The sequence below is a fragment of the Cellulomonas sp. ES6 genome, from assembly GCF_030053835.1.
GTDB lineage: Bacteria > Actinomycetota > Actinomycetes > Actinomycetales > Cellulomonadaceae > Cellulomonas.
Window position 1 is genome coordinate 3,815,146 of record NZ_CP125655.1, and the last position, 9,930, is coordinate 3,825,075.

7 protein-coding genes are annotated in these 9,930 nt (G+C 74.5%); 6 read left to right on the forward strand and 1 reads right to left on the reverse strand.

Going from position 1 to position 9,930, the window contains the following annotated elements; genetic code table 11:
- Positions 1–32 precede the first annotated feature (32 nt).
- Positions 33–1,373: a S1C family serine protease gene (locus P9841_RS17710; RefSeq protein ID WP_283319897.1), complete on the forward strand. Its 1,341-nt coding sequence runs from the start codon at positions 33–35 to the stop codon at positions 1,371–1,373.
- A 304-nt stretch (positions 1,374–1,677) separates the two neighbouring features.
- Here P9841_RS17710 and ppdK read toward each other — a convergent pair whose 3' ends face one another.
- Complete coding sequence (ppdK, locus tag P9841_RS17715) at positions 1,678–4,389, reverse strand: pyruvate, phosphate dikinase (protein WP_283319898.1); 2,712 nt, start codon at positions 4,387–4,389, stop codon at positions 1,678–1,680.
- A gap of 217 nt (positions 4,390–4,606) precedes the next feature.
- Between ppdK and P9841_RS17720 the strand changes: the two genes are divergently transcribed.
- The 5 genes from P9841_RS17720 (at position 4,607) to P9841_RS17740 (ending at position 9,885) form a co-directional block, all read left to right on the forward strand.
- Positions 4,607–5,617, forward strand: coding sequence for a PhoH family protein (locus tag P9841_RS17720; protein WP_222169813.1), 1,011 nt, complete (start codon positions 4,607–4,609; stop codon positions 5,615–5,617).
- On the forward strand, positions 5,614–6,066 hold the full coding sequence (ybeY, locus tag P9841_RS17725) for an rRNA maturation RNase YbeY (RefSeq protein WP_222169812.1): 453 nt from the start codon (positions 5,614–5,616) through the stop codon (positions 6,064–6,066). The genes P9841_RS17720 and ybeY overlap by 4 nt, the downstream gene beginning before the upstream one ends.
- Positions 6,063–7,373 (forward strand): hemolysin family protein, encoded by a 1,311-nt coding sequence (locus tag P9841_RS17730; RefSeq protein WP_283319899.1) that lies wholly within the window; start codon positions 6,063–6,065, stop codon positions 7,371–7,373. Before ybeY ends, P9841_RS17730 begins: the two co-directional genes overlap by 4 nt.
- Before the next feature lie 11 nt (positions 7,374–7,384).
- Entirely contained in the window at positions 7,385–8,287 is a 903-nt protein-coding gene (era, locus tag P9841_RS17735) for a GTPase Era (RefSeq protein ID WP_283319900.1), read from the forward strand.
- 131 nt (positions 8,288–8,418) lie between these two features.
- Positions 8,419–9,885, forward strand: coding sequence for an alpha/beta hydrolase family protein (locus P9841_RS17740; RefSeq protein WP_349306910.1), 1,467 nt, complete (start codon positions 8,419–8,421; stop codon positions 9,883–9,885).
- Positions 9,886–9,930 lie beyond the last annotated feature (45 nt).

Consider the following 9,930-nt stretch of genomic DNA (forward strand, 5'->3'; position numbering starts at 1 on the left):
CGCCCCGGCGCCCGCCCCGCAGGAGGTGCCCCGTGGACCACGAGACCGCGCCCCGGCCGACGCCGGCCCAGCCCCACGACCCGACGACCGCAGCCGGCCCGGGCGTCGACGGCGACCAGCCGCCGGTGCCCGGCCGCTCGCGGCGCCGGAGGACGGCCGTCGCGCTGCTCGCCTCCGGGGCGGTCGCGGCCGGGCTGGTGCTGGGCGGGACCGCGTACGCGCTCGGCCTGCCGGACGCGGCGGCGGAGCCGGGCCTGGCCGCGGCGCCCTCGACCGGGGACGGCTCCGGCACCGTCCGCCCGCAGGCCGGCGCCGGCGGCTGGGGCGGGCCGTCGACGACGCTGCCCGGCGGGGGCGGCGGCGCGGGCTCCGGCGCCGGGTCCGCGACCGGCACGCTCGACGCCACGACCGCCACGGACGCGCAGCAGAGCGGCGTCGTGCTGATCTCGACGGTGCTCGGGTACCAGTCGGCGGAGGCCGCCGGCACGGGTGTCGTGCTGACGTCCGACGGGCTCGTGGTCACGAACAACCACGTGGTCGAGGGCGCGACGCAGATCACGGTCACCGTCGCGTCGACGGGGGACACCTACACGGCCGAGGTCGTCGGGACCGACGCCACGGCGGACGTCGCCGTGCTCCAGCTCCAGGGCGCGTCGGGGCTCGCGACGGCGACGCTCGACGACGACGAGGCGGGCGTCGCGGTCGGGGACGCCGTCACGGCGGTCGGCAACGCGGAGGGTGGCGGCGTCCTGCTCGCGGCGGACGGCACGGTGACCGGGCTCGACGAGTCCATCACCACCCAGGCCGAGGGCGCGTCGTCGGGGGAGTCGCTGACCGGGCTGATCGAGGTCGACGCCGACGTGGTGTCGGGCGACTCCGGTGGCCCGCTGCTGGACGACGAGGGCGAGGTCGTGGGCATCACGACCGCCGCGTCGTCCGGCTCGGCGGACATCACCGGCTACGCCATCCCGATCCAGGACGTGCTCGACGTGGTGACGCAGGTCGTCGCGGGCCAGGACACCGACACGATCACGCTCGGCTACCCGGCGTTCCTCGGGGTGCAGCTCGCGACGACGGGCGGCGACCCGGCGGCCCTGGACGGCCTGCCCGGCTCGACGACCGGGTCGACCGCCGGTGGGGCCGCGGGTGCGACGGTCGCCGGCGTCATCGACGGGACCCCCGCCGCGCAGGCCGGGCTGACCGCCGGGGACACCATCACAGCCGTCGACGGCGTGACGGTCGCGGACGGCGACGCGCTCAGCGAGGCGCTCGCGGCGCACGCCCCCGGCGACCAGGTCACGCTGACCTGGACCACGGCGACCGGCACGACGCAGTCCGCCACGGTGACCCTCGTCGAGGGCCCGGCCGACTGACCCCGGTCCGACTCGCCCGCTCCGCCGGGGCCACCGCTACCGAGAGTCCAGGACACGCCCACGGTCCGCAACGCATCCCGGGCGTGTCCTGGACTCTCGGCGGCTGAGCACGCGCATGCGGGAGAGAACGCGCGGGTGGGAACGCGCGGGTGCGGGAGAGAACGCGCGGGTGCGGGAGAGCGCGCGCGGGTGCGGGAGAACGCGCAGGTGCGGGACAGCGCGCGGGCGCGGGCGCGGGGGCACGGACGCCGCGGGGCCGCCGTCCCGGTGTCCCAACCGGGGCGGCGGCGGCGCGGTCGTCCCCTCAGCGGACGTCGGTGTCGGGACCCTGGATCGCGGCCCTGCCGGCCTCGAGCCGCGCGACCGGCACCCGGAACGGCGAGCAGGACACGTAGTCCAGCCCGGCCGCGTCGAAGAACCGGATCGACTCCGGGTCACCGCCGTGCTCGCCGCACACCCCGACGGTGAGGTCCGGTCGGGTGGCCCGGCCCTCCTCCACCGCGATGCGCACGAGGCGCCCGACGCCCTTCGTGTCGATGGTCTCGAACGGGGAGATGGTCAGCACCCCGTTCTCGAGGTACTCGGGGAAGAACGCCCCCTCCACGTCGTCCCGGGAGAAGCCCCACGTGGTCTGCGTGAGGTCGTTGGTGCCGAACGAGAAGAACTGCGCCACCTCCGCGATCCGGTCGGCGGTGAGCGCGGCGCGGGGCAGCTCGATCATCGCCCCCACCGGCAGGTCGAGCGTGACGCCGCGGGCCTCGCCGACCTCCGCCATGATCCGCAGCGCCTCGTCGCGGACCAGGTGCAGCTCCATCACGGACCCGACCAGCGGGACCATGATCTCGGCGTGCGGGGTGCCGCCGGCCTCGAGCCGGTCGGCGGTGGCCTCGCAGACCGCCCGGATCTGCAGCGCGAACAGCCCCGGCACGACGAGCCCGAGGCGGACGCCGCGCAGGCCGAGCATCGGGTTCGCCTCGTGCATCCGGCGGACCGCCGCGAGCAGCTTCACGTCCGCCGGGTCGACCTCGCCGCGCTCCTCGGCCAGGGCGACCTTGACGGACAGCTCGGTGAGGTCGGGGAGGAACTCGTGCAGCGGCGGGTCGATCAGCCGGATCGTCGTCGGCAGCCCGTCCATCTCCTCGAGCAGCGCCGCGAAGTCCGCCCGCTGCAGCGGCAGCAGCGCGTCGAGGGCGGCCTGCCGCTCGTCGTCGTCCTCCGCGAGCACGACCCGCTCCACCAGGACGCGGCGCTCGCCGAGGAACATGTGCTCGGTGCGGCACAGCCCGATGCCCTGGGCGCCGAGCGAGCGCGCCCGGCGGGCGTCCTCGGCGGTGTCGGCGTTCGCGTGCACCCGCAGCCGGCGCGTGGTGTCGGCGTGCGTGAGGACGCGGTCGACCGCCCGCACCAGGTCGGCGGTCTGGTCGTCGTCGCCGGCCTGGGCGAGCGCGGCGTCCAGGCCGGACTCCAGGTAGGTGCTGACGGGCGACGGCACGACGGGGACCGCCCCGAGGTAGACCTCGCCCGTGGACCCGTCGATCGCGATCGTGTCGCCCTCGGAGACCACGTGGCCGCGGACGGTCATCGTGCGGGCCACCGGGTCGATCACCAGCTCGTCCGCCCCGACCACGCAGGTGCGGCCCATGCCGCGCGCGACGACGGCCGCGTGCGACGTCTTGCCGCCGCGCGCGGTCAGCACGCCGACCGCCGCGATCATGCCGCCGAGGTCGTCCGGGTTGGTCTCGCGCCGCACCAGCACGACGTCCTCGCCGTGCGCGGCCCGCTCCTGGGCCGTGGCCGAGTCGAACACGGCGTGCCCGACAGCCGCGCCGGGGGAGGCCGCCATGCCCTTGGTGAGCAGGGTGCGCTCCGCCGTCGAGTCGAACTGCGGGAACATCAGCTGCGAGAGCTGCGCGCCGCTGACCCGGGCCAGCGCCTCGTCCATCGTGATGAGGTGCTCGTCGACCAGCTGGGTGGCGATCCGGAACGCGGCCGGCGCCGTGCGCTTGCCGACGCGCGTCTGCAGCATCCAGAGCTTGCCGCGCTCCACCGTGAACTCCACGTCGCACAGGTCGCGGTAGTGGGTCTCGAGCCGCCGCATGGCCTGGCGCAGGTCGGCGTACGACTGCGGGTCGACCTCCTCCATCTCCGCGAGGCTCAGCGTGTTGCGGATGCCCGCGACGACGTCCTCGCCCTGCGCGTTGACCAGGTAGTCGCCGTAGTCGCCGGTGTGCCCGGTCGCGGGGTCGCGCGTGAACGCCACACCGGTCCCGGACGTCGGGCCGAGGTTGCCGAACACCATCGAGCACACGTTGACCGCCGTGCCCAGGTCGTCCGGGATGCGCTCGCGGCGGCGGTACAGGCGGGCGCGGTCGGTGTTCCAGGACCGCAGCACGGCGACGATCGCGAGGTCGAGCTGCTCGCGCGGGTGCTGCGGGAACTCGCGGCCGGACTCGGTGCGGACGATCTCCTTGAACGAGTCGACGAGGTGCCGCAGGTCGGTCGCGTCCAGGTCGACGTCGTCGTGCACGCCCTTGGCGGCCTTCGCCTTGTCGAGCGTGTCCGCGAACAGCTCGCCGTCGATGTCCAGCACCGTCTTGCCGAACATCTGGATGAGCCGCCGGTAGGAGTCCCACGCGAACCGCTCGTCGCCGGAGAACTCCGCGAGGCCGACGACGGACGCGTCGTTCAGCCCGACGTTGAGCACCGTCTCCATCATCCCCGGCATGGAGAACTTCGCCCCGGAGCGCACGGACACCAGCAGCGGGTCGTGGAAGTCGCCGAACCCGCGGCCCAGCGCGTCCTCCAGCCGGCGCACGGCCATCGTGACCTCGACACGCAGCTCGGCCGGCAGGTGCCCGGTGCGCATGAACGCCCGGCAGGCGTCGGTCGTGATGGTGAAGCCCGGTGGCACCGGCAGTCCCAGCCGGGTCATCTCGGCCAGGTTCGCACCCTTGCCGCCGAGCAGGTCCTTCTGGTCCTTGTCACCGTCGGAGAAGTCCTGGACATAGCTGGCCACGTGTACCTCCGCGTACGACGTCCGGGGGAGCGCCGTTGCCCCCGCCTCCGGCGAGTGTCCCTCCGCCGGTCGCTCCAGGAGAAGGGACCATCGGCCCTCGACGTGGTCACGCCGCGTGTCGTCGCGGCGCCGGCAGAGCCGGGGCCGCGAGGGGTCGGTAGACTGGCACCGGTAAGCACGTCCCTCACCGAACGGAGCGCCGGCGCGAGCCGAGCACATGGCTGAGACCACACCCGACCGCCCCGAACGGTCGCTCCCCGGCGCCGCCCGGGTGGAGCACCGGATCACCATCCCGTCCAGCGTGTCCATGGTGGAGCTGCTGGGCATGGACGACCAGGTCCTGCGCGCGGTCGAGCAGGGCTTCCGCACTGTCGACGTCCACGTGCGCGGCAACGAGGTCACGCTCGCGGGCCCGGCGGGTGACGTCGCGCTGGTGGCGCGCCTCGTGGACGAGCTCGTGGAGATGGCCGCCGGCGGCACGCCGCTGACCCCGGACGTGGTGACGCGCTCGGTCGCGATGCTCACGGCGGGCACGACGACGCGGCCGGCGGACGTGCTGACGTTCAACATCCTGTCGACCCGCGGCCGGACGATCCGGCCGAAGACGTCGGGGCAGAAGGAGTACGTCGACGCGATCGACCGCAACACGATCACGTTCGGCATCGGGCCGGCGGGCACCGGCAAGACGTACCTCGCGATGGCGAAGGCCGTGCAGGCGCTGCAGGCACGGCAGGTCAACCGCATCGTCCTGACGCGCCCGGCGGTCGAGGCGGGGGAGCGGCTCGGGTTCCTGCCGGGCACCCTCAGCGAGAAGATCGACCCGTACCTGCGGCCGCTGTACGACGCGCTGCACGACATGGTGGACCCGGACTCGATCCCGCGGCTGATGGAGGCCGGGACGATCGAGGTGGCGCCGCTGGCGTACATGCGCGGCCGGACGCTCAACGACTCCTTCATCATCCTGGACGAGGCGCAGAACACCTCGGCCGAGCAGATGAAGATGTTCCTGACCCGGCTCGGCTTCGGGTCGAAGGTCGTGGTGACCGGCGACGTGACGCAGGTCGACCTGCCGTCGGGCACGACCTCCGGCCTGCGGGTGGTCGAGTCGATCCTGGCGGACGTGGACGACGTCGCGTTCTGCCGGCTGAGCTCCTCCGACGTCGTCCGCCACCGCCTGGTCAGCGACATCATCGACGCCTACGCACGCTGGGACACGAACCGCACATGAGCATCGAGGTCAACAACGAGTCCGGCCACGAGGTCGACGAGGCGGAGTTCGCCGCGCTCGCGCGGTTCGTGCTCGACCAGATGCACGTGCACCCGCAGACGGACCTGTCGATCCTGTTCGTCGGCACGGACGTGATGACGGACCTGCACGTGAAGTGGATGGACGAGCCCGGCCCCACGGACGTGCTGTCGTTCCCGATGGACGAGCTGCGCCCGGGCCGCGCGGACGACCCGACACCGCCGGGGCTGCTCGGTGACGTCGTGCTGTGCCCCGAGGTGGCCGTCGAGCAGGCGCGCGCCGCCGGGCACTCCACGGTCGAGGAGCTGCTGCTGCTGACGACGCACGGGATCCTGCACCTGCTCGGGTACGACCACGCGGAGCCGGAGGAGGAGAAGGAGATGTTCGGCCTGCAGCGCCAGCTGCTGCTGACGTTCCTCGCCGGACGATGAGCACGGTCCCCGTCGGTCTGCTGGCGACGCTGACCGTCGCGGCCGTCCTCGTCGCCGCGGTGCTGTCCGCCGGCGAGGCCGCGGTGCTGCGCATCGGCCGCTCGGCGGTCGCGGACCTGCTCGCCTCCCGCCACCCCGCGGCGGAGCGCGTCCGGAGGCTCGCGGAGGACCGCGTGGCGGTCGCCGGCTCCGCGGGCGTGGTGCGGCTGCTGTGCGAGATGCTCGCGGCCGTCTGCCTGACGCTCGCGATCGCGGCCTCGGACCTGCAGTGGTCGCTCGAGCTGGTCATCGCGGTGCTGGCGTGCGCGTTCCTGACCGTCGTGCTCGCGCGGATCAGCCCGCGCTCGCTCGGCCACCGCCACCCGCGCCAGGTGCTGGCCTTCACGTCGCGGCTGCTGGTGGCGGTGCGCGCCGTCGCCGGGCCGCTGGTCCGCGTCGCGCCGTCCGCGGGCGCCGACCTGGACGAGGACGGCCTGCGGGAGATGGTCGAGCGCGTCGGGGACTCGCCGGCCATCGACACCGACGAGCGGGCCATGGTGCGCTCCGTGCTGGGCCTCGGGGACACGCTGACCCGCGAGGTCATGGTGCCGCGGACCGACATGGTCACGACCGGTGAGTCCACCCCGCTGCGCAAGGTCCTGTCGTTGCTGCTCCGGTCGGGGTACTCCCGGGTGCCGGTCGTCGGCGAGCAGGTGGACGACCTGCGCGGCGTGCTCTACCTCAAGGACCTGGTGCGGCGGCTGCAGGACGACCCGGAGGCTGCGGAGGCCCCGGCGGTGTCCCTCGTGCGGCCCGCGGTGTTCGTGCCCGAGTCCAAGCCGGTCGACGAGCTGCTGCGCGAGCTCCAGGCGGGGGCCTCGCACCTCGCGATGGTCGTCGACGAGTACGGCGGCATCGCCGGCCTGGTGACCATCGAGGACGCGATCGAGGAGATCGTCGGCGAGCTGACCGACGAGCACGACCCGTCCGCCCCGCAGGTCGAGGACCTCGGCGGCGGCGCGTACCTCGTCCCCGCCCGCATGGCGAAGGACGACCTGGGCGAGCTGTTCGGGCTCGAGGTGGAGGACGACGACGTCGACACCGCGGGCGGGCTGCTCGCGAAGGCGCTCGGCAAGATCCCCATCCCGGGGTCGGCGGGCGAGATCCACGGCCTGCGCCTGGTCGCCCAGGGCACGGAGGGCCGCCGCAAGCGCGTCGCCCGCGTGCTGGTGTCGCGGGCGCCCGAGCCGCAGGACGACGACGCCGAGCCCGCCGGCGAGCGCACCGCCGAGCGCGCCACGCGCGAGACCCACCCCACGGACCAGTGACGGAGACCCCCGTGACCCACCGCTCCGGCTTCGCCTGCCTCGTCGGGCGCCCCAACGCCGGCAAGTCGACCCTGACCAACGCCCTCGTCGGCCAGAAGGTCGCGATCACGTCCGGGCGGCCGCAGACCACCCGGCACACCGTCCGCGGCATCGTGCACCGCCCGGACGCGCAGCTCGTGCTCGTGGACACCCCGGGGCTGCACCGCCCGCGCACGCTGCTGGGCGAGCGGCTGAACGACCTGGTGCGCGACACGCTGACCGAGGTCGACGTCGTCGGGTTCTGCCTGCCGTCGGACCAGAAGGTCGGCCCGGGCGACCGGTTCATCGCGGAGCAGCTCGCGGCGCTGGGCCGTCGCACGCCGGTGGTCGCGATCGCCACGAAGGCGGACCTGGTCGGCAAGCAGCGGCTCGCGGAGCACCTGCTGGCCGTGTCGGCGCTGGGCGACTGGGCCGACGTCGTCCCGGTGTCGGCGGAGTCGGGCTACCAGGTCGACGTGGTCGAGCAGGTGCTGATCGGCCACCTGCCCGAGGGGCCGGCGCTGTATCCGGAGGGCGAGCTGACCGACGAGCCCGAGTCCGTGATGGTCGCCGAGCTGGTGCGCGAGGCGGCGCTCGAGGGCGTGCGCGACGAGCTGCCGCACTCGCTGGCTGTCGTGGTCGAGGAGATCGTGCCGCGCGAGGTCGCCGCGGGGGAGCCGCCGCTGCTCGACGTCCGCGTGCACCTGTTCGTCGAGCGCGACAGCCAGAAGGCGATCGTCATCGGCCGCGGGGGGTCGCGGCTGCGGGAGGTCGGCACGCGGGCGCGGCGCGGCATCGAGGCGCTGCTGGGCTCGCGGGTGTACCTGGACCTGCACGTGAAGGTCGCGAAGGACTGGCAGCGCGACCCGAAGCAGCTCGGGCGGCTGGGCTTCTGAGCGGCGGCGGCCCGGCGGGCGGCGGGGAGGACGCCGCGACGGTTCCCGCGGCGGGCTCCGACGGGTCCCGGGGCGCCGGGCGCGTCGGGGATACTCGGGACGTGCGTTACCGGACCGCGGGCGGAGCCGTCGTGGGGGCGATCGTCCTCGCGGTGCTCGGCGCCCTCATGGGCCCGCAGTGGACGCCGGTCCCGATGACCGACCCGCTCACGGTGCAGGCCACCGACACCGCGATCCCCGGGGCGCCGCGGACCGGCCCGTACGAGGTGCGGTCGTCGGTGGTGGACGTCGAGCTGGACGGGGCGACCGTCGAGGCCCGCCTGCTGCTGCCCGTCGGCGCGGGGGACGAGGTGCCCGGCGTGGTGTTCGTCCACGGAGCGGGCACCGGCCGGTTCACGGACGCGTTCGTCGACCAGGCGCAGGCGCTCGCGGAGGCCGGCGTCGCGACGCTGGTGCCGGACAAGCGCCTGGACACGTACACGCTGCGGCACCGCGACTACGTGGCGATGGCCCAGGACTACCTGCGCTCCGTCGACCTGCTGCGCACCGTCCAGGGCGTCGACCCCGGCCGGGTGGGCGTCTACGCGGAGAGCGAGGGCGCGTGGATCGCGCCCGTCATGGCGGCGGAGCAGCCCGCGATCTCCTTCGTCGTGCTCGTCTCCGCCCCGGTGGTGCCACCCCGGCAGCAGGCGGCGTTCGCGGTCGACTCCTACCTGCGCAACACCGGCGTGCCGCAGCAGGTGTTCCGGGCGATCCCGCGGGCCGTCGGTATGTCGCTGCCCGGCGGCGGCCTGGACTACGCGGACTTCGACGTCGCGCCCTACCAGCGCCGCATGACGCAGCCGGTGCTGGTGGTCTACGGGACCGCGGACGCGTCGATGCCCGTGGTGCAGGGTGCCGAGCAGATCATCCGCGACGTCGCCATCGCCGGGAACACCGCGTACACCGTCCGGTACTACCGCGGGGCGGACCACGGCATCCGGGTGGACGGCGACGTCTCGCCGACGTTCCTGCGGGACCTCACCGGCTGGGTGCAGGGCCTGCCCGGGACGAGCAGCACCTGGCCGCGCGTCGCCGGCGCGCAGCCCGAGCAGCTCTACTGGGCGGCGCCCGTCCCGCAGCCGCGGTGGCTCGGCGACGGGGACGTCCTCGTGTTCCTGGTGCTCGGGGCGGTCGGGCTGGTGGTGCTCCTGCCGGTCGGCCGGTGGGCCGTCGTCGGCGTGCGCCGCGTGCGGGGTCTGCCGGCCGAGCCGGGGCGCGACCGGGTGCTCGCGCGACGGCTCGCGATGCTGTCGGCCGCGTCCGTCGGTACGGTCGTGGCGCTGGTCTGGTACCTGGTGGCGGTCGCACGGCTCGCCCTCGGGTACGAGCGCAACGGCTGGGTGGTGCAGGGCGGCTGGGTGGTCGTCCGGGTGCTCGGGCTCGCGGCGGTGCTGGCGGGGTCGGCGGTGGCCGTGCGGCTGCGGCAGCTCCGGCTCTCGGGGCAGCCGCTGGCGCGCGGGGTGGTCGGTCACGTCGTGCTCTGGGGCACGTGCGCGGCCTGCGTGGCCCTGCTGGTGGTGCTCGCGTACTGGGGGGTGTACCAGCTCGGCATCTAGGGGGTGACCGGGTGGTGGTGAAGTACCGGCAGGATGGTGTCCGAC

Excerpts from the sequence above, each read along its gene's own strand:
- P9841_RS17720 (WP_222169813.1), top strand. The coding sequence starts at position 4,607 with ATGGCTGAGACCACACCCGACCGCCCCGAACGGTCGCTCCCCGGCGCC.
- ybeY (WP_222169812.1), top strand. The coding sequence starts at position 5,614 with ATGAGCATCGAGGTCAACAACGAGTCCGGCCACGAGGTCGACGAGGCG.
- P9841_RS17730 (WP_283319899.1), top strand. The coding sequence starts at position 6,063 with ATGAGCACGGTCCCCGTCGGTCTGCTGGCGACGCTGACCGTCGCGGCC.